This window comes from Streptomyces dengpaensis, from assembly GCF_002946835.1.
Lineage (GTDB): Bacteria > Actinomycetota > Actinomycetes > Streptomycetales > Streptomycetaceae > Streptomyces > Streptomyces dengpaensis.
This window is the reverse complement of sequence record NZ_CP026652.1, coordinates 2,912,564-2,936,571: the sequence shown is the minus strand read 5'-3', so window position 1 is coordinate 2,936,571 and position 24,008 is coordinate 2,912,564. Positions and strand designations below refer to the sequence as shown.

Here is a 24,008-nt window from a genome sequence, read left to right as displayed (position 1 = left end):
GTCGTCTCACTCCTCGACGAGGAGCTTCTCGCGGAGCTGGGCCAGCGTGCGCGCCAGCAGGCGCGACACATGCATCTGCGAGATGCCGACCTCCTGCGCGATCTGCGACTGCGTCATGTTGCCGAAGAAGCGAAGGAGCAGGATCCGCTTCTCCCGCGGCGGCAGGTCCTCAAGGAGCGGCTTGAGGGACTCGCGGTACTCGACGCCCTCCAGGGCCTCGTCCTCCGCGCCCAGGGTGTCCGCGACGGCCGGGGACTCGTCGTCCGTGTCGGGGACGTCCAGGGACAGCGTGGAGTACGCGTTGGCGGACTCCAGGCCCTCCAGGACCTCCTCCTCCGAGATCGCCAGCTTCTCGGCCAGTTCGTGGACCGTGGGGGAGCGGCCGTGCAGCTGCGAGAGCTCCGCGGTCGCCGTGGTGAGCGAGAGCCGCAGCTCCTGCAGCCGACGCGGCACCCGCACCGCCCAGCCCTTGTCGCGGAAGTGCCGCTTGATCTCGCCGACGACCGTCGGGGTCGCGTACGTCGAGAACTCGACGCCGCGCTCCGGGTCGAAGCGGTCGACCGACTTGATCAGGCCGATGGTGGCGACCTGGGTGAGATCGTCGAGCGGCTCCCCGCGGTTGCGGAAGCGGCGCGCGAGGTGCTCGACGAGCGGGAGGTGCATACGGACCAGCTGGTTGCGCAGCTCCGCGTACTCGGCGCTGCCCTCCTGAAGCTTGCGCAGCTCGACGAACATCGCCCGTGCCCCGCTGCGGTCCTGGGGGTGGTGCTGGATGTGCTGGGCGCTGGGCCCGTGCTGCGCGGCCTGCACGCTCTGCGTTTCTGGCTTGTCGTGTTGCTCGTGCTCGCTCATAGTCCCGCCCGTCACCAGCCGTCGCCCCTCCGAGGACGTGCTCCGTGCGGCCCCCTCCGGATCCCATTGCCCGTCTTCCTGGCCGGAGAGCCTCTCCCGTTCCTTGTCGACCGGCGCTTCGGACACGGCCGAGGAGGCGCCGTCCACCGGGTGCGGCCGGGCCTGCTCGGGGATGCCGTCGACGCCGTCCGCCGTACGCCGCGGCCCGCCCAGGCCGTCGACACGCTCGGCCGGAAGCTTTCGTGTGCCGCGCTCTTCGTCCCGCACCGGCCCGTCCCCGTTCCTCACGCCGGCCCGGGTCCGGCGCCGCGCTGTTTGTAGAGGCTGATCGAAACGGTCTTGTCCTCGGCGACGGTCGAGTCGACCTTGCCGGCGAGGGCCGAGAGGACGGTCCACGCGAAGGTGTCCCGGGAGGGAGCGTGACCGTCCGTGGTCGGCGCCGCGACGGTGACCTCCAGCGAGTCCTCGATGAGCCGGAAGACACAGCTGAGCACCGAGCCGGGAACGGCATGCTGCAGCAGGATCGCGCAGGCCTCGTCGACCGCGATGCGCAGGTCCTCGATCTCGTCGAGGGTGAAGTCCAAACGGGCCGCGAGTCCGGCCGTGGCCGTGCGCAGCACCGACAGGTAGGCACCCGCGGCCGGCAGCCGGACTTCCACGAAGTCCTTGGTCGCGGGCTCGCCTGCGATCTGGGACACCCTCACCTCCATGGTGGTACAAGCTCATTCGAGCTCTTTCGGGGCCGAGGGTCGCCCCCCGGGGGTAACGCGCTACGTGGTTCAGCGGTGACGCTACCGCGCTCCCAAGTTTTCTGTCCCGGGGACCCCGCGCCTTCCTGTCACTCATAGTAAGCCCATGAGTACGGACAGTGGCTAGGGGTCTGCGGGCCCAAATAGGAAGAGCGCGCGCCGGGTTGACGTACCCAGGCGTCAGACCGTCGAACCGTCCGGATCCAGGGTCGCACGCGTCCGTGACGGCCAAACCCCAAGAGTCCGTGGTCGCCGTGTCACAGGCGTCCGTGGTCGCCGGTTCAGAGTCAGAGTCAGAGTCATCAGAGTCGGAGTCATACGAGGACGTGGTCGACGAAGCACCAGCGCCAGCTCTCCCCGGGCTCGAAGGAGCGCATGATCGCGTGTCCGCTCTCCTTGAAGTGCTCCGTCGCGTGCCGCAGCGGCGAGGAGTCGCAGCAGCCCAGGTGCCCGCACTCCAGACACAGCCGCAGATGGACCGGGTCGGTGCCGGCGGCGAGGCACTCCAGACAGGTCTCGCTCAGGGGCTCGGGCGCGGGGTGCGGCAGCGCGTCGGCGTGCGTGCACTGTTTCATGATGGCCAGGTTACGTCGGGTGTGCGGGAAGTCGCGCGGAAACGAGGGCGGGCGGAAGACGATGCATGTTTTGCCACTGCTATTGCTGGTCGCGGTCAGCGCGGCGGTCGCCGGCGCCGCCCGCCGCACCCCGGTCCCCGCACCCCTCCTGCTCGTCGCGGTGGGCCTGGCGGTGTCGTACGTCCCCGGGGTGCCCGCGTACGAACTCGACCCCGAAGTCGTGCTCCCGCTGATGCTGCCACCGCTGCTGTACACGGCGGCCACCGACAGCTCGTACCTCGATCTGCGGGCGCAACTGAGGCCCGTCGCGCTGTTGTCGGTCGGGTACGTCCTCTTCGCGACCCTCGTGGTCGGCTGGGCCGTGTATGTGCTCGTGCCGAGCATGCCGCTGACCGCGGCGCTGGTCCTGGGGGCGGTGGTGGCGCCGCCGGACGCGGTCGCCGCGACGGCGGTGGCGCGCCGGGTGGGGCTTCCCTCGCGGCTCACCACGATCCTGCAGGGCGAGTCCCTGGTGAACGACGCGACCGCGATCACCGCCTACAAGGTGGCGATCGCCGCCGCGATCGGCGAGGGCGCGACCTGGGCGGGCGGCATCGGCGAATTCCTGGTCGCGGCGGTCGGCGGCGTCGCCGTCGGGCTCGTCCTGATGATCCCCATCCACTGGCTGCGCACCCACTTGAAGGAGGCGCTTCTCCAGAACACCCTCTCCTTGCTGATCCCGTTCGCCGCCTACGGGGCCGCCGAGCAGGTGCACGCCTCCGGAGTGCTCGCCGTGGTCGTCGTCGCCCTCTACCTCGGGCATCGCGCCTGGGAGGTGGACTTCGCGACCCGGCTCCAGGAGGAGGCGGTGTGGAAGATGGTCGCCTTCATCCTGGAGTCGGCGGTGTTCGCGCTGATCGGGCTGCAACTGCCGGTCGTCCTGCAGGGGCTCGGGCAGTACGAGGGGGGAACCGCCGCCTGGTACGCGGTGGCCGTCTTCCTCATCGTGGTCGCGGCCCGGTTCGCGTGGATCTATCCGTCGGCTTTTCTGCCGCGCCTGCTGTCGTCCCGGATCCGGGAGCGTGAGGAGAACCCCACCTGGAAGGCGCCGTTCATCGTCGGCTGGGCCGGCATGCGGGGCGTGGTCTCCCTCGCCATCGCCTTCTCCATCCCGCTCACCATGCACGGTGGCGAGCCCTTTCCCGATCGCAATCTGATCCTCTTCCTGACCTTCACGACGGTCATCGGAACCCTGGTCGTGCAGGGGCTGACGCTGCCCCCGCTGATCCGCCTCCTGAAGCTGCCGGGGCGCGACGTACAGGCCGAGACGCTCGCCGAGGCCAACGCCCAGGCGCAGGCCTCCCGAGCCGCCGAACAGCGCCTCGACGAACTCCTCAGCGACGAGCGCAACGCCCTGCCGCCGCCCCTCGCCGAGCGTCTGCGCGCCGTCCTCGAACGGCGCCGCAACGCCGTCTGGGAGCGCCTCGGCGGGGTCAACCCGATCACCGGCGAGACCGCCGACGACACCTACCGGCGACTGGCGCGCGAGATGATCGGCGCCGAGCGCGAGGTCTTCGTCACGCTCCGGGACCACCGCTTCATCGACGACGAGATGCTGCGGACCCTGCTGCGCCGACTGGACCTGGAGGAGGCGGCGGCCTACCGGGAGGCGACCTGAGACCCAGGACCCGCGTCCGGGAACGGCGCCCCGGTGATCACCGCGGCGACCGTCGTCCCGCGCGGGAACGCGCCCTCCGCTGCGAGGGCGACAAGTCCGTACAGCATTTTGGCGACATAGAGACGTTCCACGGGCAGTCCGTGGCGTTGCTCGAAGTCCTCGGCGAAGGCGTCGAGTTCCTGGGTGGTGCGGGCGTAGCCGCCGCAGTGGAAGCGGTCGTCGAGGGACCAGGTGCCGCGGCGGGCGCCGAAGGCGGCCTGCTGGAGGGCCTCTATGCCGGCGCCGAGGAAGCCGCCCTTGAGGACGGGGATGCCGAGGGCGCGCTGGCCGGGGGCGAGTCCGGCGGCCAGGCCCGCGAGGGTGCCGCCGGTACCGCAGGCGACGGCGGCCACGTCGACACCGCCGTGGTCGCGCAGTTCCGCGCCGAGCGCCTGACAGCCGCGTACGGCGGGGGAGTTGCTGCCGCCCTCGGGCACGACGTACGCGTCCTCGGCGTCCACCGCGCGCAGGATGGCGGCCAGCGTCTCCGGCTGCGCCTTGCGGCGGTACGTCGATCTGTCGACGAAGTGCAGGCGCATGCCGTCGGCGGCGCACCGGGCGAGTGAGGGATTGAGGGGGCGGTCGGCCAGCTCCTGGCCGCGGATCACACCGACGGTGGGCAGTCCGAGGAGGCGGCCCGCGGCGGCCGTGGCGCGCAGATGGTTCGAGTACGCGCCGCCGAAGGTGACCACCGTGCGGCCCGCCGCGGCCTCCAGGTTCGGGGTCAGCTTCCGCCACTTGTTGCCGACGAGCTCCGGGTGGATCAGATCGTCCCGCTTGAGCAGCAGCCGGACGCCGTGGCGGGCGAAGCGCTCGTCCGCGGCCTCCCGCAGCGGCGACGGAAGTCGCGGCCGCGGGCCGGTCGGGCCGAGCGCTTCGGGGACGCCGGGGACGCCGGGGGCACCGAGCGCTTGGGGGACGCCGGGGACGCCGCGGACGCCGGGGACGCCGGGGGCGTCGCGGCAGTCGCGGTCGTCAGGGGCATCGGGGCTGGTCACCCCGTCATTGTCGGACATGCGTCCGGGTGGCGGGCACTCACGGGCGCCGCCTGCCGCCCGCCGGCCGGTGCCCGCTCATCCCTTCAGGCGGTCGCGGACGCGCTGCCGCATGGAGGCCATCGTGAATCCCTTCGGATCCACCTTTCCCGGCTGCCACTCCAGATGGCCGATGACCGAGCGCTCCGTCCAGCCGTGGTGGCGGCAGATCGCGGCGGCGACCTTCTCGATGGCCTCCAGCTGGGCCTCGGGCCAGGGGTCCTTGCCGTCGCCGAGGTTCTCGCACTCGAAGCCGTAGAAGTGGCGGTTGCCGTCGGTGTTCGCCTCGTTGTCGTGCGGGAGCGCCTTCTCCGCGATCACCGCGCGCAGGACCTCGTCGTCACCGAGGCCCGCGTGGTTGGCGCGGCCGTAGCCGACGAGGTGGACGACGCCGTCCTTGGTGATGACGCCGTGGCACAGCGGTCCGGGCAGTTCTGTGTAGCCGTCACGGCAGATCTCGACGGTGCGCTTGCTGCCCGAGGTCACTGTGTGGTGGATCATCACGCCGTGCACCGGACCCCATGGGCCCTTGTGATTGCGGTTGTGATGTGCCCAGTCGCCGACCTCGACGACGGTGACGTCTGCCTCCCTGAGCCGTTCCAGGAATCTGCCCGCGGACATGGGTGGGGCCACGACCGCCTCCTTCGCGCTGCACGTCGGCCACCGGTCGCGGCCGTCTCGTACGGCAGCTTCTACCCGCAAGGAGGCAGGTGGGCCCACTCGTTCGCACAGCGTGCGAGCCGATCCGGTCAGGAGCTCAGGGCCCTGACCGGATCAGAGGAAACCGTCACGAGTGGAGGAACGCGTCCCCATGCGTGGCGATGTGGCTCTCCAAAGCCTGCAGGGCCTGCTGGGTCGCCTCGGGGGAGCCGTTGCCCCGACGCTCCGCGTAGTACGCGGCGCCCAGTTTCTTCAGGAGGTCGCCGCCGGCGCGCTGCGCCTGCACTTCGTCGAGCTTGTGCTTGCCCTGGGTGAGGCCGCGCTGTGCCTGTTCTTTGGCACGGTCCAGGAAGCCTGCCATTGCCGTCTCCTGTCGTTGTCCGTCGAGGGGTCAAACGTACGGCCGGATCTTGAAGTTCCCGCCGGCGGCAGCCGGACCGGAGTGTCGCGGCGCCCGAAGCCGGAGCGCCACGACGGCCCCCCTCTGCCCACTCCCTGTAGATCCATTCCCGCTCATTCGTGTAATAGCACCAGCACGCTCCGTGATGGAAGGCTGGTCCCCGCAGATCAGTGCACGACCGGGAGGGCGATTTTCATGTCGGTAGGCGAAGAGGTCCGCGCCGAGCAGAGCAGGCCGCAGCAGAGTCTCGGCACTTCCGCCGCGCGGAACCTGGCCACCACCACCAAGTCCGTACCCCAGATGCAGGAGATCAGCTCCCGCTGGCTGCTGCGCATGCTTCCGTGGGTGAACGTGCAGGGTGGCACGTACCGTGTGAACCGGCGCCTCAGCTACTCCGTGGGCGACGGTCGCGTGACGTTCGTGAAGACCGGTGACCTTGTCCAGGTCATCCCAGCGGAGCTCGGCGAGCTGTCCGTCCTGCGGTCGTACGAGGATCAGGAGGTGCTCGGCGAGCTCGCCCGGCGTTGCCAGCAGCGGGAGTTCGCCCCGGGGGATGTGCTCGCCTCGTTCGGCAGCCAGTCCGACGAGGTGTTCCTGATCGCCCACGGCAAGGTCGAGAAGATCGGTACGGGCCCGTACGGGGACGACGCGGTGCTCGGTGTCCTCGCCGACGGCGCGTACTTCGGGGAGCAGGCACTCATCGACCCGGAAGCCATCTGGGAGTACACGGCCCGCGCGGTCACCGCCGTCACCGCGCTGGCACTGCCCCGCCAGGACCTCGAACAGGTCGCGGAGCGCGCCGAGTCCCTGCGCACCCACCTCACGCAGCTGCGAGCGATTCCGGCGCAGCGCACCAACAAATACGGCGAGAAGGAGATCGACCTCTCCGCCGGCCACACCGGAGAGCCGGACATCCCCGGCACCTTCGTGGACTACGAGGGCTCTCCGCGGGAGTACGAGCTCAGCATCGCGCAGACCGTGCTGCGCCTGCACACGCGCGTGGCCGACCTCTACAACCAGCCCATGAACCAGACCGAGCAGCAGCTCCGGCTCACCGTCGAGGCGTTGAAGGAGCGCCAGGAGCACGAGCTCATCAACAACAGGGAGTTCGGACTGCTCAACAACTGCGAGTACGACCAGCGGCTGCAGCCGCACGACGGCGTCCCCAGCCCGGACGACATGGACGAACTGCTCAGCCGTCGGCGCGGCACCAAGCTGTTCCTCGCCCACCCGCGCGCGATCTCCGCGTTCGGCCGCGAGCTCAACAAGCGCGGGCTCGTTCCGGAGACCATCGAGCTGGCGGGCAACCGCATCCCGACCTGGCGCGGAGTCCCGATCTTCCCCTGCAACAAGATCCCGGTCAGCGACGCCCGTACGACCTCGATCATCGCCATGCGTACGGGTGAGGCCGAGCAGGGGGTGATCGGGCTCCAACAGGCGGGCATCCCCGACGAGATCGAGCCGAGCCTGTCGGTGCGCTTCATGGGCATCAACGAACAGGCGATCATCTCCTACCTGGTGACGGCGTACTACTCGGCCGCGGTGCTCGTGCCGGACGCCCTCGGCATCCTGGAGAACGTCGAGATCGGCCGCTGGCGGTGACCGTCCGCGAGCCGGGGGACGCCGGGTTCCCGCCCTGCGGGGCGGGTACACCGAGGGGGTACGCGCCCAGCGGCCACGGAAGCGCCACAGTCCGGGGATTCTCCGAGGTGATCCCATGGGTGAGTTCATGACGGAGACGAAGCAGAGTCCGACCGAGATCCTGGACAGGCGGAGCCCCATCGGAAGGCCCATGGTGAGGCAGGGTCCTGACAGCCCGTCCGACGGGCAGGAAGCGGCAGGCATCCTGGAGCGCACCCGGGCGTCGGTCGACCCCGAGCTGCGCAGGGCCATCGACTCGCTGCCCGGCTCGATGCGCCGGATCGCGCTCTACCATTTCGGGTGGGAGCACGCGGACGGCACTCCGGCGGCGGGCAACGCGGGCAAGGCCATCCGGCCGGCGCTCGTGCTGACCGCGGTCCGGGCGCTCGGCGGACAGCACACGACGGCCGTACGGGCGGCCGCCGCCGTGGAGTTGATCCACAACTTCACCCTGCTGCACGACGACGTCATGGACCGGGACGCCACCCGCAGACACCGCCCCACCGCGTGGACCGTGTTCGGCGACGCCGACGCGATCCTCGCCGGGGACGCCCTGCAGGCGCTGGCCCAGCGATTGCTCGCCGAGGACCCGCACCCGGCGTCCTCGGCGGCCGCCGCCCGGCTCGCGGCCTGCGTCATCGAACTGTGCGCGGGGCAGCACGCGGACACGGCCATGGAGAGCGGCCCCAACGAGGTCACCCTCGACGAGTGCCTCGCCATGGCCGAGGCGAAGACGGGCGCGCTGCTCGGCTGCGCCTGCGCACTCGGGGCGCTGTACGCGGGGGCGGACATCGAGGACGTCGAGGCTCTTGACGCGTTCGGCCGCGAGGCCGGGCTCGCGTTCCAGCTGATCGACGACGTGATCGGGATCTGGGGGGACCCGAGCCGCACCGGCAAGCCGGCCGGGGCGGACCTCATCGCCCGCAAGAAGTCCCTGCCCGTGGTCGCCGCGCTCGCCTCGGGCACCCCGGCGGCGACCGAACTCGCCGAGCTGTACGGGGTGCCGTACGAGGAAGGGGAGCTGGAGCGCACGGTGCTGGCCGTCGAGCGGGCGGGCGGCCGTGACTGGGCGCAGGCCCAGGCGGCCGAGCGGATGTCCCGGGCGATGCACGAACTGTCCCGGGCGGTCCCCGACCCGGAGTCGGCGGGCGGGCTCCTCGCGCTGGCGGAGTTCGTGACGCGGCGCAGTAATTAGTCCACCGACGAGTCCACCGCGCACGACGTAGTAACCAGTCCGCCGCGGACGACGCAGTAGCAGTAACCCGTCCGCCGCGCCTGACGCAGTAACCAGTCAGCCGCGGCGGCGGTTGAAGACCCCGGAGCCCCGGCTCCGTACGGCACCTGACCTCCGTACGGCACCGGGCTCCGGCAGGCCGGGTCCCGCACATCCCCACGGTGTGCGGGACCCGCGCCCCCACGAGCCGGCCCCTGTGACGCCACCGGCTACGCTCAACCTCCGTGCGATCAAGGTCGGTTGGGGCGAAGGGGCGGGACATGGGCGTGGTCATACGGACGGCGGACGAGAGCGACAGGGAGCTGGTCGTCGGGCTCCTCGACGCGGCTTTCCGGGACGACCCGGTGAGTGGCTGGGTCTTCCCCGACGAGGCGCACCGCCGTATGACGCACCACAAGCTGATGGCCGCCTTCCTCGACGTCGTGCTCGCCGAGGGGCGTGTCGACCTGGCGGAGGACGGCGCGGCGTGCGCGCTGTGGCTGCCCGTTCCCGCGGACGCACACGCCGAGGACGATGAGGACGGCCCGGCACAGCTGCGCGAGGCCGTCGACCCGGACAACGAGCGCGTCGAGCTGATCGGCCGGCTGACGGCGGACATCCACCCCGCGGGCTGCGCGCACGAGTACCTGTGGATGATCGCCGTGGCGCCGGAGCGGCAGGGCGAGGGGCTCGGCACCGAGCTCATCCAGTCGGTCCTCGACCGGTGCGACCGCGAGGGCCTGCCCGCGTATCTGGAGGCGAGCAACGCCCGCAGCCGCAAGCTGTACGAGCGGCTCGGCTTCGACCTCGTGGGCCGCCCCCTCGACCTGCCGGGCGGCCCTCAGATGTGGCCCATGTGGCGCGCCCCGCAGCAGGCCTAGCTCTGCGGCGGGCTCAGCTCTCCGGGACGATTGTCGCCACAATCCGTTCGAGCAGTTCGTCCGGTACGGCGACTCCCGGCAGTACGCCGTCCAGTACTCTGGGCAGTGTCAGGTGCTCCAGGAGCAGCCCGAGCACGGCGAGATAGAGCACTCAGCCTCAAGGAGTCGCCCGACCCGCACGTGGAGATCGTCGCGGACGACGTCCTCGGCAGGATCCGCGCACTCAAGGCGGAGGAGAGCGGGTTCGGCATCTATCTGTGCGGTGGTGCGCAGCTCGCGGGCGCGCTGACCGACGAGGTGGACGAGCTCGTCATCAAGACATACCCGGTGGTGCTGGGCTCCGGCATGCCGATGTTCGGCTCAGGGTTCGACGTCACGGAGTTCGTGCTCGACGGGGTGCGCGCGTTCAAGAACGGGGTGCTCGTGAGGACGTACAGCAGGAAGAGGTAGCCGTACGGCAGCAGCCGTACACGTACAGCAGGAAGCGCCGAACCCGTCAGCACCCTACCCTGAAGGCATGGGCACCGATGAGCAAGTCTGTCCCGCCTGTGGGAAGCCGGTCGCCACGGTCGTGCGGCGTCACAAGGTCCTTGGCGCCTGGGTTCCGAAGTGGGAGCCCGGCCCCTGCCACAACCCGGAGTGCGAGGCGTCCGCCGAGCCACCGCGGGAGGAAGCCGCCGAGACCGACGACGCCGGCAAGACCGATGCCGACGTCGGCAAGACCGCCACGAATAAATCCTGAACCCGTGTAGAGAACCCCGTCCCGGCTCCGACGTCCTCTGTGAGAACCGCCCAGCACGGGCGGTCCGAGCCGAGGAAGCGAAGGAGCGGACTCATGAAGTACCTGGTGATGGTGCAGGGCACACAGGCCGACTACGAGGGCATGCGGGGCAAGGCGTCCGCGGGGGCTCCGGCCTGGAGCGAGGCGGAACTCCAGGCCATGTACGCCTACATGGGCGCGATCAACGACGACCTCTCCGAGTCGGGCGAGTTCGTCGACGGACAGGGCCTGGCCGAGCCCGCGCAGACCCGCCTGGTCACCCTGGGCGCGGACGGCAAGGCCGTGATCACCGACGGCCCGTACAGCGAGACCAAGGAGCTGATGGCCGGCTACTGGGTCCTGGACTGCGCGAGCCTGGAGCGCGTCACCGAGATCGCCGAGCGCGTCAGCCGGTGCCCCGGCCCCGCGGGCGCCACGAACTACCCGGTCGTCATCCGGCCCATCATGGACGGCGCCGGGGACATCTGAGGGCATGACCGGCATGACCGGAGATATCCGCGAGGTGCGAGAGGCATGACCGGAGATATCCGCGAGGTGCGAGAGGCATGACCGCAGACAACCGCGAGGTGCGAGAGGCATGACCGGAGACCTCCGCGAGGCATGAAACGTGCGACCGAGGTCGAGGACCTGCTGCGCCGGCACGCGCCGCAGGTCCTCGGCGCGCTCGTACGCCGGTACGGGCACTTCGACGCCGCCGAGGACGCCGTACAGGAGGCGTTGCTGGCGGCGGCCGAACAGTGGCCCCGGGCCGGGCTGCCCGACAATCCGCGCGGCTGGCTGATCAAGGTCGCCTCGCGGCGGCTGACGGACGTACTGCGCAGTGAGGAGGCGCGGCGGCTGCGGGAGGAGAAGGCGGCGGCGCTGACGCCTCGCGACGCTTTGACCACGCCGCCGCCCGGGGCGGACCGTGCCCCGTCGGAGGACGACACGCTCACCCTCCTCTTCCTCTGCTGCCATCCGGATCTGACCCCGCCCGCGCAGATCGCGCTCACCCTGCGCGCGGTCGGCGGTCTGACCACGGCGGAGATCGCACGGGCGTACCTCGTGCCGGAGCCGACGATGGCCCAGCGGATCAGCAGGGCCAAGCAGCGGGTGAGGGGTGCGCGGTTCGGGCGCCCCGACAACTGGGAGGAGCGGCTGCCCGCCGTCCTCCACACCCTCTACCTGATCTTCAACGAGGGCTATACGGCGACGTCCGGAGCCTCGCTCCTGCGGGCCGAACTCGCGGGCGAGGCCATCCGGTTGACGCGTACGGTCCACCGGCTGCTGCCCGAGGACGGCGAGGTGTCGGGTCTGCTGGCGCTGATGCTGCTGACCGACGCCCGGCGTGCCGCGCGGACCGGTCCGCACGGTGAACTGGTGCCGCTCGACGAGCAGGACCGCGGCCGCTGGGACAAGGCGGCGGTCGAGGAGGGCGTGGCGCTGGTGACGGAGGCATTGTCGCTGTCGCGGGAGAGGGCGGGGCCCTACCAGCTCCGGGCCGCCATCGCCGCGGTACATGACGAGGCGCCGTCTGCCGAGGCGACGGACTGGCGCGAGATCCTCGGCCTGTACGCCGTGCTGGTCCGCCGGGTCCCGGGTCCCGTCGAACGCCTCAACCGGGCGGTGGCGGTGGCCATGGTGTACGGGCCGCGGGCGGGACTGGCCGAACTCGACGCACTGGAAGACGAATGGGCGGCCGGGCACCGGCTGGACGCGGTCCGCGGCCACCTGCTGGAACGCGCGGGTGAGACGGAAGCGGCGAGGGCCGCGTACGAGTCGGCTGCCCGCAAGACCCTCAGCCTCCCCGAACAGCGCTATCTGCAGACGCGGGCCGCCCGCCTCAAGCCGTAGCGTTCGGCACGGGCCGCCCGCCTCTGACCGTAGCCTTCGCGGTATGACCGAACCTCTTGTGCACCTCACCGAGCGCCACCTGTGGGACGCGGCCCGCGCGTCCGGCACCTACGAGATGTCCACCCGCGGCCGCACCCTCCAGGAGGAGGGCTTCATCCACTGCTCCCTGCGCCGCCAACTCGCGCCCGTGGCCGCCTCCTTGTACGGCTCCTACACCGGCCCGGACGAACTCGTACTCCTCGTCATCGACGCCGAACGGCTCGACGTACCGGTGCGGTACGAGGCGATGACGCCCGGGGGCGAGGAGTTCCCGCACGTCTACGGGCCCATTCCGGTGGAGGCGGTCGTGGACGTGGAGGTCTGGGACAAGGGCGGGCCGGGGGTGGTGTGACGTGACGCCGGCCGGGGACGGCGTACAACCGCCGGCGGTCTCTGTCAGCCGGGCAGGCTGCCCGTCCTGGGGTCGCGTGGCGTCAGGCAGTACGTGCCGCCGGACGGGTCCCGCATGACGGCCCAGTGCGCGCCGCGGCCGACGAGCGTGGCGCCGAGGTCTTCGTGGCGGGTGCGGACCGCCTCGATGTCCGAACAGGCGACGTCGAGGTGCGCGGAGGTGGGGCGGTCGGTGTCGAGGCGTTGCAGCAGAATGCGGATGGGGAGCGCGGCGGATGGCTTGACCAGGTGGAACTCCGGGAGCGCGCCCGGGTGGGACTCCCAGCCGGTGAGCTCGCTCCAGAAGGCGACCTCGGCGTCGTACACGGCGGGTGCCAGGTCGAGGCATACCTGGTCGAGCCGGCTCGTCACACCGCTCGGTCCCTCGACCACCGGCGGCCGCGCCGACTCTCCGTGCCAGGGCACCGCGCAGAACAACTGACCTCCGGGGGACCGCAGTACGGTCCACCCGTCGTGGTCGGCGACGATCTCGGCGCTCAGCCGCCGTGCCGACTCCACCAGCGCCGGTACGGCCTCGACGGCGAGGCAGAGATGCGCGCCGCCGTCGCCCGCCTCGACGCCCTGGGCCTTCACACACGCGTCGGCGCCGTCGTGCAGCAGGGTCACGAACTCGCCCCGGTCGCCCCGCGGTTCGGACAGCCGCGTCCCCGTGACGGCGGTCCAGAAGTCGGTGGCGGGCCCGAACTCCTTCATGGGCCGGTCGATAAAGGCGTACGTCCACCGGATCGGTTCGGTCATCGGGCCGCTCCCTGTCTCGTAGGGCTCGTACGGGCTCGTACGGGCCTGTACGGCTCGTACGCCACAGAGCCCGCGCTCGCCAACCTACTCGAATGACCGCCGAGTTGACCTTCCTCTCGCGGGTGTCCTGTCGCGGCCGGGAAACGGGCTGTGGCCCGGGGAGCAGCCGGAGAATCCGACGAAGGCGCTGCAGGTCCTCGTCTCGCGAGCACACGCCCAGTCTGGCGCCGAGGTGATCGCCAGCACCGCCACCGGCTAGCGCCTCACGCTGGGCGAGGAGCAGGTCGACAGTTCCGCCGTGCTGCTCGCCGCCGCCGCGAGCTTCCGGGCGGCGCCGGGACGATGCAGGTCGGCCATCAGCAGCAGGTTCTCCTCGTCGGTGAGCATGCCGTCCACGGCGGCGAACTGCCCGGTGACCCCTATCTGCGCCCGCACGGCGTCGGGCTCCCGGGAGAGGTCGATTGCATGAGCATGCGTGAGGCTGCATACTCTTTCTATGTCCAAGGTCCTCACCTCCCTTCCCGTCGGCGAGCGCGTCGGCATCGCCTTCTCGGGCGGCCTCGACACCTCCGTCGCGGTCGCATGGATGCGCGACAAGGGCGCGATCCCGTGCACCTACACCGCCGACATCGGCCAGTACGACGAGCCCGACATCGCCTCGGTGCCCGGCCGTGCGAAGACCTACGGTGCCGAGATCGCGCGCCTGGTCGACTGCCGCGCGGCGCTGGTCGAGGAGGGCCTGGCCGCGCTCACCTGCGGGGCGTTCCACATCCGCTCGGGCGGGCGGGCCTACTTCAACACCACGCCGCTCGGCCGCGCCGTCACGGGCACCCTCCTGGTCCGGGCGATGCTCGAGGACGACGTACAGATCTGGGGCGACGGCTCGACCTTCAAGGGCAACGACATCGAGCGGTTCTACCGCTACGGCCTGCTCGCCAACCCGCACCTGCGGATCTACAAGCCCTGGCTGGACGCGGACTTCGTGACCGAGCTCGGCGGCCGCAGGGAAATGTCGGAGTGGCTGCTCGCCCACGACCTGCCCTACCGCGACAGCACGGAGAAGGCGTACTCCACGGACGCCAACATCTGGGGCGCCACCCACGAGGCCAAGACCCTGGAGCACCTGGACACCGGTGTGGAGACCGTGGAGCCGATCATGGGCGTGCGGTTCTGGGACCCCTCGGTCGAGATCGCCACCGAGGACGTGACGATCGGCTTCGACCAGGGCCGCCCGGTGACGATCAACGGCAAGGAGTTCGCCTCCCCCGTCGACCTGGTGATGGAAGCGAACGCCATCGGCGGCCGGCATGGCATGGGCATGTCGGACCAGATCGAGAACCGGATCATCGAGGCCAAGAGCCGCGGCATCTACGAGGCGCCCGGCATGGCCCTGCTGCACGCGGCGTACGAGCGCCTGGTCAACGCGATCCACAACGAGGACACCCTCGCCCAGTACCACAACGAGGGGCGGCGCCTCGGCCGGCTGATGTACGAGGGCCGCTGGCTGGACCCGCAGGCGTTGATGGTCCGCGAGTCCCTGCAGCGCTGGGTCGGCGCGGCGATCACCGGCGAGGTGACGCTGCGGCTGCGGCGCGGTGAGGACTACTCGATCCTCGACACCATGGGCCCGGCGTTCAGCTACCACCCGGACAAGCTGTCCATGGAGCGCACCGAGGACTCGGCGTTCGGCCCGGTGGACCGGATCGGCCAGCTCACCATGCGCAACCTCGACATCGCCGACTCGCGCGCCAAGCTGGAGCAGTACGCCGGGCTCGGCATGGTCGGCCCGACCCATCCCGCGCTCATGGGTGCCGCCCAGGCGGCCGCGACCGGGCTGATCGGCAGCATGCCGCAGGGCGGCGCCGAGGCCATCGCCTCCCGCGGCGAGGTCCCCGCCGACGACGAGATGCTGGACCGCGCGGCCATGGAGTCCGGCACGGACTGACCAGCCCCAGCCCTGTCGAGCGAAAGGCTCGGCACCCCGAGGGATTGCCCCACCGGAAAGGCCGGCTCGCGCCAACGGCGTTGAGCCGGCCTTCCGTTACCGGGGCAGGGGTGCCCGGCAGCGGCGGGAACGCCGAAGGGGCCCGGCCGAAGCATCGGCCGAGCCCCTTCAGGAAGCTCGCTGACCTGCGAGGGTGCACCGCTCGCCGGTCGTGGCGAACAGGCCCCGGTTCAGGCCTTCTTGGTCTCCTAGTAATGGGCCAGGTTGGTGACCTGCGGGGATCTTTCCTGTGGGGCACTGACCTGGCCTTTTGGTGATTGGTGGCGATGGGGTGCGACGGTCTTGATCGGGTGTCCTGCGGACTGTGTGCGGACTGGGCCGGGGCTGATGCGATATCACTGCACGGTTCTGGACGCACCGCTACGGTGAGCCGTACGGCCGCTGATAGCACGATGCCACCGAGGAACATATGGACGAGTCTGTTGCACCGGATGCTGCTCGGCCCGGGGGTGAGACGGCATCTGGACCCGCTGCTGCTCCCGAGGATGCGACCGCCGGAGGCGACATCGCTGCAGCCGGTGAAACTGAGCGAGGATCGAGCACCTATGCGACCGGCGGTGGTGGCGTTTCGTTCGCGCACCGCGTCGCGGCTGTCTATCTCGCTGGCATGTTGACTGGCGCACGACGGGCGGAGGTATCTGAGCTGCCGGTCCGGAGGGTGTCGTTCCAAACCGGTCCGGCGCACCCGGTGGACGATCTTCTGATCGAATGCGGCGATGCGGCAGCCGAGGTCATCCTTGCCGTGGCATGTCGAGCAACGCCGAACTTCGTCCAGAGCCATGGCGACACGGTGAAGCTCGTCGGGTCGCTGCTCGCCGAGGTCGAAAAGTTCGACGCCGACACTCACCAGGTCGCCGTCGCGACCGCCGGTCGGTCCGATCAGTGGGACCAACTCGCAACGCTCTGCGGCATCGCGCGTGCTCATGCCGACCCGGAGTCGTTCCAAGCGTCCATGGACGTCGATCGCCGCTGGTCCAAGCCGGTGCGTAAGCGCCATGAGCATTTTCTGGAGATGGTCGAGAAGGTCGTCGAAGACGACACAACGCAGGAAGAGATCCTGCGGCTGGAGTGGCGGCTGCTGGGCCGGCTGCACATCCTCGGGTTTGTGGTTCAGAGCCCGGACGAAGGCGACCGCACAGCGGTCGCGACGTCGCTGGACAGCATGGCCTCGGCTGCCGCCGACGGGGTGGTGGTCCGGGACCGTCTCGAGGTCGAGGCAACCCGCTACGACGCGACTGGCGCTGTGGTGGACCTCAAGGTGCTCCGCCGTGACATTCACGTGGTCTTGGACTCGGCTGCGACTCGAAGTCGGCACGCGTGGTCGGTGCTTGCTGAGCAACGCAAGTTGGCCGTTGCCGGTGTGCGGGCCACTATCGGTGATGAGTCGTCCGGAGGGCCGGTCGAGATCTCGTTCGCCGACCGCCGCGAACGACTCGCTGATGCCCTGCGCGAGGCCGGTACCCGTGCTTCGGCTTTGTTGGTATCCGGCGAGTCGGGCATCGGTAAGAGTGCGCTGACTCTGTCGGCTGTTGCAGAGTTGGAAGCCGCAGACCCCGCCGGGTTCCAGGGGGTGGTGGTGAACTTCCGTGGCATGCCGCAGTCGAGTTTGGAGCTGCGAGCTGCGCTCGGGGTTTCGCTGGAGGACGTGCTCGCGGAGACATCGGCACCTTCTCGAGTCCTGGTCATCGACGCGGCTGATGCTGCTCTGGAGCGGTCTGCTGGCCTGTTGAGTGACCTGGTGCTGGCAGCGGCTGCGGCGGGTGTTGGGCTCGTTGCCGTGACATCTGACGTGGCACTGGGTTTCGTGCGGGAGCAGGTGGAGCTGGGGTTCCCGAAGTCCATTTCGTCTTTTGAGATGCGGCCGTTGGGCGATGAGGACATCTCCGTCGTCTCAGACCACTTTCCGCTTCTGCGTACGGTCCTGCGAGACCTGCCCGTGAACTCGCTGCTGAGAAGGCCCGTTGTACTGGACCTTCTGGCTCGGACCGGGGCGGAGCCAGATAGCTCACTGGGTGAGTGGGAGTGCCTTGATCTGGTGTGGAGCAGGATTGTACGGGGCGATGGGCGGCCCGGTGTCGGCTCGGCGGAGGCACGCGAACAGACATTGCTCGCGGTAGCCGCAGGGACCATGAAGCTGCCCGAGGACCGTCGACCTGGCGCAGGCGTCGATGCCGCAGCGGTCGACGCGCTGCGTCGGGATCATCTGCTCGCGCCACCGAGCCGGTATCGGAACCAGCCGGACTTTGCACATGACGAAGTCCGGCGGTACGCGACCGCCATCCTTCTCGTCCGTGGTCAGAGCCCCATCGAGTTGCTGCAGGCAGCGGGAGCGCCGCGGTGGGCACTGTCGGCCGCCACTCTTGCTTGCGAGGGACTACTGAAAGCACCGGACGCTCGGCCCGTCCGGAAGTTCATCGAACTGCGCTCGCAATTTGAGGTGTTCGCGGCAGCACGCGGACCCCGGTGGACTGACGTTCCGGTGGAGGCGGTTCTGGAGACGCCATTCGCGTACCAATGCCTGAAGTCAGCGTGCACGGATGAGTCGGTCGGCCTGGTGCTCGGCGACGTGGTTCGAGTTGTTCAGCAGCGGTATAAGGTCAACGGGTTGGTCGACCGTCTAGCCACGAACCCCGTTGTGCAGTTCCTCCTTGATGACGAAAAGCCGTGGGACGTGTCGAAGGAGTCGTTCGAACTGCTCGCGGACTGGCTGCAAGCCCTGTCCCTAGCGGACGTTCCGGCTGGCAACGAACTACGAATCCGACTTCGGGACCGTCTTCTTGCCTACTGGAACTCGTTCCCTCTACGCAAGACCAGCGGGGACACGCCGTCTGGGTGGATGTCGCAGCGTCGGCGACGCCGACGCGAGCTGGATTACCACCTGACGAAGGAAGCGTTCGTCGAAACGTTGGCCCTGCTCGGTCCGGACATCGATGATGCCGTCGAAAGGTGCCTTCGAGTCATTGCGGAAAATGCGCCAGCGTTCCTGGCTCCGGCTGCGGACTCACCGTTGAGCGCCCGAGCCTTGGCGCAGAAGGACCCGGGGCTATTGGCGACGTTGATGGCGGCCTACTACATCGACGACGAGCCAAGCTGGCACCGAGATGAGGGTGTCCGGAGGCATCAGGGCCGGTGGACCGGTATCGGACCACCGTTCTTCCAGTACTACTTCGGCGGGTTTTGGCAACTGTTCCAGACAGCGCCGTTGCCGACCTCGGCGCGGGTTTTGAACAGCATCCTGAACAGCGGTGCGCGGGCACGCGTAGCAACGCTGTCGCGGCCTAGTCCGCCTTACGCGTTGACTGATCCCTTTGATGACGGGGACGAGGGTGCTGATAGTGAGACAGAGAACGGAGAGGTTGAAGACCGCGGTGCGGTCCTGAACCTTGACGGTACTGCTCGCTTGTACGTCGGCGACAGCCACGTGTGGAGCTGGTACCGGGGCACGTCGGTGGGCCCATACTCGGCTATGAGCGCACTCCAGGCGATGGAACGTCTTGCCGACGCGTGGTTGAGCCGGGGTGCGTCACCGAGGGTGGTTGTCGAGGCCCTCTTGAACGGCTGTGAGAACCTGGCGGTTCCAGGGATGCTATTCGGTCTGCTGGTGCGCCACATTGAGAAGGTCGGCACCGAGCTCGACCTTTTTCTCGCCGAACCTGTCGTATGGGAGTTGGAGTTTGGCCGCAGGACGAGTGAGTACGTAGGGCTGCGTGCAGCAACCGAGGGGCTCGCAAACCTTGAACGTCGCCAGTGGACACCGCGTGAGGTAGCCATGTGGCTGATGGTGCACGGCGGGCAGGAGCGTGCCCAGGCTTTGAAGAGGGTTGCCGACAAGCTTGTCGAGAACGGCGACCGGCTGAGTATTAGCCAGGAGCGTACGAAGAACTGGGCTGCCAGCTTGGACCCGGAGCAATATCGAGTTAAGCAGCATGGCGATGAGGTCTACATCGAGGTCGAATCACCGCTTGAGCTGCAAGCCGTGCAAGAAGCGCACGCGGCTCACCAGGAGGTCGTGCAGACCAGCCTGCGCCTGCAGAATCGGTACTGGGGTTCGGCCAAGCATGACGCCGAGTACGTGCTGCCCTCGTCGGAGGAGATCGCTGCGGACCTGGTGGCAGGACGTGCCTTGGTCGAAGCCGATGAAGACCTGATGCCGAATCGGCCCGTGGACGCCGTTGCCCATGTCGTTCGAGCAGCGGTCGAACGAGCCGCCGCTGGTGATATGGAGGCGCTGGGCAACGAAGAGCAGTTCGTAACTGAGTTCGTCATCGGCATCGCGTTGTTGTTCCGGGAGGCCGAGGATCAACGTCACGAGGATCAGTTCTTCGATCTTGGTGCCGATCGAGCCGTGGCTCAAGCCTTGCCGGCGTTTCTCACACCCGCACTGGCAGCGCCGCTGGAAGCGGCTGGCGTCTCGACCGAAGATGTTGCCGAGGCTGGTCTTGCGATGGCAGGCAAGGCGTCCTTGGAGACTCGGCTGTACCTGGCGCGTGGATGCGATGTCGTCTGGAGGTCCCCATGCCACCTCGACCCTTGCATCCACCGGACCGCGTTGAACTGGTTGCTTGAGACAGCCCGTGACGCAGAAATCGGTCCGTGGGACCAGCACGGTCAGCGACGGCCGAATGTCCTGATTGCCGGCGACGTTGCCGAACGCCTCCAGGCACTATCGGGTGACTCCGTTGACATCGCGGTTCTGGATGCAGCCATTCGCGGACTCGGAGCAGCCGCGTCGACGGGCCATTGTTGCACCGACGACGCAGCCACGCTCCTCGCCGCGTTTCTCGACGTCGAGCGACGCGCCATGGTTGCGCAGGAGAAGCAGGGCTGGACCGCGGACGACCGCGGGACGCACAGCCTGGTCGCCGCACGGGCTCTGCTCGAAGGCTTTGCGAAGGACGGTGATGCCGGACCGGTGCTCGAACACCTCGACGTCCTTCGCGCAGATGCAGGGCTGATGTCGAATTTTCTCCACGGTCTTGCCGCGACAGGTGCAGAGAACGAACGCTTGGCTGAAGCTGCCCGAGATGTCTGGCCGTCGTTGCTGCGCCATGCCATTGGCTACCTGAGTGACGACTCAAGCCCTTACCGTGACCATCATTGGGGCGACTGGGCTGCCGCTGCCCTGCTGCCGGACCCTCTTCCATGGACGCAGGGCTTGTACAACGAGGTCGTTGGCGAACCCGTCGACTGGGTCCGCGCTGAGGACCTGGTTGAGTCGCTCGACGATTGGCTGCCGACAGCTCGCGGGGAAGCCAAGTGCGTCGACGCGCTCATCGGCATCCTGCGGAAGCTCTCGCAGGAAGTGCAGGCTATCCGTGGCGTGCATTGGGTTTCCGACCTCTGCATTCAAGATGGACGTGTCACGGTCAAACAGTCGTGGCTCTCGAACAGCTGGCTCAAGGAAATTCGCAGGACGGCTGAGGAACTCGGCGAATTGGACGAGTGGCAGATGCTCGTCGACTCCTTGGTCGTCGCCGGAAATGAGGGGCTGGCGCCGTACAGCAGGTGATGCCTCAGGGGCTGCGCGACGTCTTGTGAGACTTCCGGAAAGCGGCATTATCTGCCAGTCATGTGAGTGCATTACGCCCGGAGTGTACGGGGCAGTAAGTCGCGCGGCTTGCATTCGGTGAGCGGGACGCGCAATGGCATTTGCCCTTGGTGCCTTCATGACGCGCGAACGACCCTTGTTGGCATAAGCCTGTTGCGAACGGTCGCCCTGGCAAATAGTCGGGCCGCTTCGTGCCGCTATTTCCAGCCGTCAAGGGAGACCTCTGAGCCTTCCCCTAGATAATGGTGGAGAGCGCTTGAGGTGGTGTCTACAAAGTTTTCGAGGATGGCGTTGGCTTCGACCCAGCAGACCTGAAAGCGCTTGCGTGGTTCGAGGTTTTCGGGTTCGCCGGTCCATTCGTGGACGCCGAAGACGATAGTGAGAAAGCCGTTAGCCTCGATCGTTCATGAGTCCTCGTCGGTTCGCTGATGGGGACTCTGTGCTTACGGGGTGCGGAATTTCGTGGGCTGGGTGCAGGACACTACGACGACCTGTGGACCGAGGACCCCTGGCCCGACGAGTACGACTTGGCAGTCTGGCCGGTACCCCGGCCCCCTGCGGGGGGCGGGGTACTTCTCGTATGCTCCGGCGCATGCGACGCACCTTCATACTGCTCGCCCTCGCCGCTCTCGCTCTGGTCGGCTGCACCACCGAGGAGGACAAAGCCGCGAGGTACTGGGACGGCTACCGGTTCGGCGAGCAGACGGCGACGGACTACGCGAAGCGCGTCCTCGACACCAACTTCACGTACTGCACGACCGGCGGGGAGGTGGCCGCCCGGCAGGACATGTGCACCCGCCCCGGCGGCCTCGACACCCGGTACCCCGCCTCCGTGGGACAGCGGGAGTGCGCAGACGCGCTCCCTAGCGGCCTGGACGGCGACGAGCGCGACGCATGGAACAAGGGTTGCATCACCGGCATGGCTCTCGGTGCGCCGGACGTCGTGATGTACGGGGCCGATCCTCAGAAGTGAGCCTCAGGACAGTCTTGTTGGCTGGCCGGATCGGGCGCCGGACGGCTGCGGCAGGGCGTCTCCTGTCGGCTCTTTCTGGCAGGCGTTCCGGAGACGTTCGTCCATTTCAGCCGTCAGTTCAGTCAGCCGCGCGTACAGCGCCTGTTCTTGCTTGGACAGGTTTCCGGACTTCATCCTCGCCAACAACTCTTCCGTGGCATCGGACAGGACGCCCAGGCAGGTCTGGGCCGCCTCGTTGAAGCCGCGATCGTACACATTGAAGTAATAGGCGCGTGCGCTCTCCTCGGCCCCCTCCTTGGCCACCTCTCGTACCGCGTGGCCGAGCTTGCGCAACATCTGCTTGCCCCTCGACATGCTGCCCCTCCCCTTCCCCGTACTCGACACCGAGCTGCTGAAGGTACCGCCCGTCTGGCCCAGTTGGCGATCACGACCGCTTACGCCCGGCTGACGCCTGCCTGCCTCCAACTTTGTGAAAGCCCGAGGCTAATGATCAGCGGTACGTTCGATTTCGATGGCCAGAGCACCCAGGGCTTCCTTCTTGGGCGGGTAGATGGCTCGGATGTTGTTGAGCTGCTGTTCGCGAGTAGCGGTTGGATTGATGTTGGCCGGTCCCTCGCCGTCGAGCAGGGCCTCGAAATTGGTGTATTCGGTGACCCGCTTGACGTTCACCTTGCAGGTTTCGTCCGTGCCCTTGATGCGGAAGCGGATGATGTCGCCTGCAGCGAGATCGGTGAGGTGCGGGTATTTCACCCGCACCTCGATGGTCTTGGTGCCCGCGGCGACGAGGTCGAAGTACTGGCGGTAGAGGTTGAGCTCGCGGACGCGGGCGGTGGTGTCGGTCATGGGGCGGGAACGCTCCTGGTTGCTGGTGCGGTCATCATGCGGCTGATCTCGGCGGCCGAGTACGAGCGGAAGAAGTGACGGGGGTCGGACAGCAACGTATCGGTCATGGCCAGCAGTTGCTCGGCGTACTCCGCGACGGTGCCGGGCCACTGACGGGTGTCGAGCATCCAGTCGGCTGCGCCTTCGGGCAAGGGCGCACAGCCTTCGCGGATCAGCGACTTGGACAGCTTGGCACCGGTGTCGGTGACGACTTGCGGGCAGTACAAGCGGGCGGGGAGTTGGGCGCGGGTGAGGCCGACGGCCTGGAGGGCTTCGTCGACCAGGTGGGAGCCGAAGACCCAGTCGCCACCCTTGACCATGACGTGGAGCGTGCCGTGGGGGTTGGACAGGGCGAGTTCCTTGACCGCGTTGCGGTACAGGGTGGCCAGGTCGAGATAGGCGCCTCCGGCGGGTGTGAGGGTGGCTTGGTATGGGCCGTGGTGGAGGCAGACGGCAGCCACTTGCGCAGTCTCGTAGCCGGTGAGGCGGACATGCGTGCGTTCTGCGTGCTTCTCGGCCCAGCCGCAGCCGGGGCGCGGGCAGGGCACGCGCAGGTGTGGGGTGCCGGTGGAGGGGGCGAGCCACCAGCGGGCGGCGTCCATGCGGGGCAGGAGCCGCAGCCAGGTGCAGCGGAAGTGCTCGCCGGCCTGTTGCTGGCTGTACGTCTCGACGCGGTGGGGGACGCCCAGGCGCCGGGACAGCGCGGTGAACAGAGGTTGGTAGAGCGCGGTGACAAGGTCGGTCAGGGCCTCGTGGCCGAGGGCTTGGGCGTAGGCGCGCTGGTAGCGGTGGCCGCTGACCGGATCGGTGGTCAGCTCGTAGGGGGCGTTGTCGAGGGCGCTGAACAGGACCTCGGTCGGGATACCGAAGCGGCCGCGCAGGCGGGCAGCCATGGCGAAGGCCAGGGACTGCACAAGTGAGGTGCCGATGTGTGGGGCGCCGTTGATCTGGGTGCCGACGACCAGCACGATCCGCTCGGGTGGGGTGGCCAGGATGCGTGGGGTCAGGACGTCCTCGGCGTGGTGGAGGGCGTTGGCCAGGACGGTGTTCGGTGAGACGGGATGGGTCGTCACGGGATGTCCCCCTGGGACGGGTTG

21 protein-coding genes and 4 pseudogenes are annotated in these 24,008 nt (G+C 68.7%); 12 read left to right on the top strand and 13 right to left on the bottom strand.

Annotated elements, in window-relative coordinates; translation table 11 throughout:
* Window positions 1-6 precede the first annotated feature (6 nt).
* The 3 genes from C4B68_RS13300 to C4B68_RS13290 all read right to left on the bottom strand — a co-directional run bounded on the left by C4B68_RS13300 (window position 7) and on the right by C4B68_RS13290 (window position 2,176).
* On the bottom strand, window positions 7-1,140 hold the full coding sequence (locus C4B68_RS13300; RefSeq protein ID WP_099499813.1) for an RNA polymerase sigma factor SigF: 1,134 nt from the start codon (window positions 1,138-1,140) through the stop codon (window positions 7-9).
* Window positions 1,137-1,550: an ATP-binding protein gene (locus tag C4B68_RS13295; RefSeq protein WP_099500023.1), complete on the bottom strand. Its 414-nt coding sequence runs from the start codon at window positions 1,548-1,550 to the stop codon at window positions 1,137-1,139. Before C4B68_RS13295 ends, C4B68_RS13300 begins: the two co-directional genes overlap by 4 nt.
* Window positions 1,551-1,915: 365 nt before the next feature.
* Window positions 1,916-2,176 carry a UBP-type zinc finger domain-containing protein gene (locus C4B68_RS13290; protein ID WP_099499814.1) on the bottom strand — a complete coding sequence of 87 codons (261 nt, stop codon included), beginning with the start codon at window positions 2,174-2,176 and terminating at the stop codon, window positions 1,916-1,918.
* Window positions 2,177-2,237: 61 nt separating this feature from the next.
* Between C4B68_RS13290 and C4B68_RS13285 the strand changes: the two genes are divergently transcribed.
* Window positions 2,238-3,833: a Na+/H+ antiporter gene (locus C4B68_RS13285; protein ID WP_099499815.1), complete on the top strand. Its 1,596-nt coding sequence runs from the start codon at window positions 2,238-2,240 to the stop codon at window positions 3,831-3,833.
* On the opposite strand, the gene C4B68_RS13280 is transcribed toward C4B68_RS13285, so the two are convergent.
* The 3 genes from C4B68_RS13280 to C4B68_RS13270 form a co-directional block, all read right to left on the bottom strand.
* A complete protein-coding gene (locus C4B68_RS13280) occupies window positions 3,815-4,705 on the bottom strand; it encodes a 1-aminocyclopropane-1-carboxylate deaminase/D-cysteine desulfhydrase (protein ID WP_240634698.1) in 891 nt (296 codons plus the stop codon). The two genes, C4B68_RS13285 and C4B68_RS13280, sit on opposite strands and share 19 nt — an antisense overlap.
* A 240-nt stretch (window positions 4,706-4,945) precedes the next feature.
* The gene (locus C4B68_RS13275; RefSeq protein ID WP_099499817.1) at window positions 4,946-5,539 is read right to left on the bottom strand and encodes an N-acetylmuramoyl-L-alanine amidase; all 594 of its coding nucleotides are present in this window, start codon (window positions 5,537-5,539) and stop codon (window positions 4,946-4,948) included.
* A 154-nt stretch (window positions 5,540-5,693) separates the two neighbouring features.
* On the bottom strand, window positions 5,694-5,927 hold the full coding sequence (locus tag C4B68_RS13270; RefSeq protein ID WP_099499818.1) for a hypothetical protein: 234 nt from the start codon (window positions 5,925-5,927) through the stop codon (window positions 5,694-5,696).
* 234 nt (window positions 5,928-6,161) lie between these two features.
* On the opposite strand from C4B68_RS13270, the gene C4B68_RS13265 reads away from it, so the two are divergent.
* The 3 genes from C4B68_RS13265 (at window position 6,162) to C4B68_RS13255 (ending at window position 9,701) form a co-directional block, all read left to right on the top strand.
* Window positions 6,162-7,568 (top strand): family 2B encapsulin nanocompartment shell protein, encoded by a 1,407-nt coding sequence (locus C4B68_RS13265; protein WP_099499819.1) that lies wholly within the window; start codon window positions 6,162-6,164, stop codon window positions 7,566-7,568.
* Between the two features lie 115 nt (window positions 7,569-7,683).
* Window positions 7,684-8,802, top strand: a complete 1,119-nt coding sequence (locus tag C4B68_RS13260; protein ID WP_099499820.1) for a family 2 encapsulin nanocompartment cargo protein polyprenyl transferase — start codon at window positions 7,684-7,686, stop codon at window positions 8,800-8,802.
* 299 nt (window positions 8,803-9,101) lie between these two features.
* Window positions 9,102-9,701, top strand: a complete 600-nt coding sequence (locus C4B68_RS13255; protein ID WP_099499821.1) for a GNAT family N-acetyltransferase — start codon at window positions 9,102-9,104, stop codon at window positions 9,699-9,701.
* Window positions 9,702-9,714: 13 nt separating this feature from the next.
* On the opposite strand, the pseudogene C4B68_RS43210 reads toward C4B68_RS13255, so the two are convergent.
* Window positions 9,715-9,852, bottom strand: a pseudogene (locus tag C4B68_RS43210) (TetR/AcrR family transcriptional regulator); the annotation flags it as partial.
* Between the two features lie 2 nt (window positions 9,853-9,854).
* Here C4B68_RS43210 and C4B68_RS13245 point away from each other — a divergent pair.
* The 5 genes and pseudogenes from C4B68_RS13245 to C4B68_RS13225 all read left to right on the top strand — a co-directional run.
* Window positions 9,855-10,151: pseudogene (locus tag C4B68_RS13245) on the top strand (dihydrofolate reductase family protein); the annotation flags it as partial.
* A gap of 67 nt (window positions 10,152-10,218) precedes the next feature.
* Complete coding sequence (locus C4B68_RS13240) at window positions 10,219-10,443, top strand: hypothetical protein (RefSeq protein WP_099499822.1); 225 nt, start codon at window positions 10,219-10,221, stop codon at window positions 10,441-10,443.
* Between the two features lie 93 nt (window positions 10,444-10,536).
* Window positions 10,537-10,950, top strand: coding sequence for a YciI family protein (locus C4B68_RS13235; protein ID WP_099499823.1), 414 nt, complete (start codon window positions 10,537-10,539; stop codon window positions 10,948-10,950).
* A 132-nt stretch (window positions 10,951-11,082) separates the two neighbouring features.
* Window positions 11,083-12,315 (top strand): RNA polymerase sigma factor, encoded by a 1,233-nt coding sequence (locus tag C4B68_RS13230; RefSeq protein ID WP_099499824.1) that lies wholly within the window; start codon window positions 11,083-11,085, stop codon window positions 12,313-12,315.
* Window positions 12,316-12,358: 43 nt separating this feature from the next.
* Complete coding sequence (locus tag C4B68_RS13225) at window positions 12,359-12,706, top strand: DUF952 domain-containing protein (RefSeq protein ID WP_099499825.1); 348 nt, start codon at window positions 12,359-12,361, stop codon at window positions 12,704-12,706.
* A 44-nt stretch (window positions 12,707-12,750) separates the two neighbouring features.
* Here the strand turns inward: C4B68_RS13225 and C4B68_RS13220 are convergent, their stop codons facing one another.
* On the bottom strand, window positions 12,751-13,503 hold the full coding sequence (locus tag C4B68_RS13220) for a VOC family protein (protein WP_099499826.1): 753 nt from the start codon (window positions 13,501-13,503) through the stop codon (window positions 12,751-12,753).
* Window positions 13,504-13,815: 312 nt separating this feature from the next.
* A pseudogene (locus C4B68_RS13210) lies at window positions 13,816-13,962 on the bottom strand (ABC transporter); the annotation flags it as partial.
* A 37-nt stretch (window positions 13,963-13,999) separates the two neighbouring features.
* Here C4B68_RS13210 and argG point away from each other — a divergent pair.
* Together argG and C4B68_RS13200 are read left to right on the top strand one after the other, a co-directional pair.
* Window positions 14,000-15,448, top strand: a complete 1,449-nt coding sequence (gene argG / locus C4B68_RS13205; protein ID WP_099499827.1) for an argininosuccinate synthase — start codon at window positions 14,000-14,002, stop codon at window positions 15,446-15,448.
* Between the two features lie 469 nt (window positions 15,449-15,917).
* On the top strand, window positions 15,918-21,017 hold the full coding sequence (locus tag C4B68_RS13200; RefSeq protein ID WP_206337078.1) for an ATP-binding protein: 5,100 nt from the start codon (window positions 15,918-15,920) through the stop codon (window positions 21,015-21,017).
* 236 nt (window positions 21,018-21,253) lie between these two features.
* On the opposite strand, the pseudogene C4B68_RS43200 reads toward C4B68_RS13200, so the two are convergent.
* Window positions 21,254-21,448, bottom strand: a pseudogene (locus C4B68_RS43200) (NUDIX hydrolase); the annotation flags it as partial.
* A 200-nt stretch (window positions 21,449-21,648) separates the two neighbouring features.
* Between C4B68_RS43200 and C4B68_RS13190 the strand changes: the two are divergent.
* Entirely contained in the window at window positions 21,649-22,029 is a 381-nt protein-coding gene (locus C4B68_RS13190; RefSeq protein WP_143674267.1) for a hypothetical protein, read from the top strand.
* A 3-nt stretch (window positions 22,030-22,032) separates the two neighbouring features.
* Here the strand turns inward: C4B68_RS13190 and C4B68_RS13185 are convergent, their stop codons facing one another.
* The 3 genes from C4B68_RS13185 to C4B68_RS13175 form a co-directional block, all read right to left on the bottom strand.
* Window positions 22,033-22,365: a hypothetical protein gene (locus tag C4B68_RS13185; protein WP_143674269.1), complete on the bottom strand. Its 333-nt coding sequence runs from the start codon at window positions 22,363-22,365 to the stop codon at window positions 22,033-22,035.
* A gap of 147 nt (window positions 22,366-22,512) precedes the next feature.
* Window positions 22,513-22,872, bottom strand: a complete 360-nt coding sequence (locus tag C4B68_RS13180) for an ASCH domain-containing protein (RefSeq protein ID WP_099499831.1) — start codon at window positions 22,870-22,872, stop codon at window positions 22,513-22,515.
* Window positions 22,869-23,984, bottom strand: a complete 1,116-nt coding sequence (locus C4B68_RS13175) for a hypothetical protein (RefSeq protein ID WP_099499832.1) — start codon at window positions 23,982-23,984, stop codon at window positions 22,869-22,871. The genes C4B68_RS13180 and C4B68_RS13175 overlap by 4 nt, the downstream gene beginning before the upstream one ends.
* Window positions 23,985-24,008: the final 24 nt, after the last annotated feature.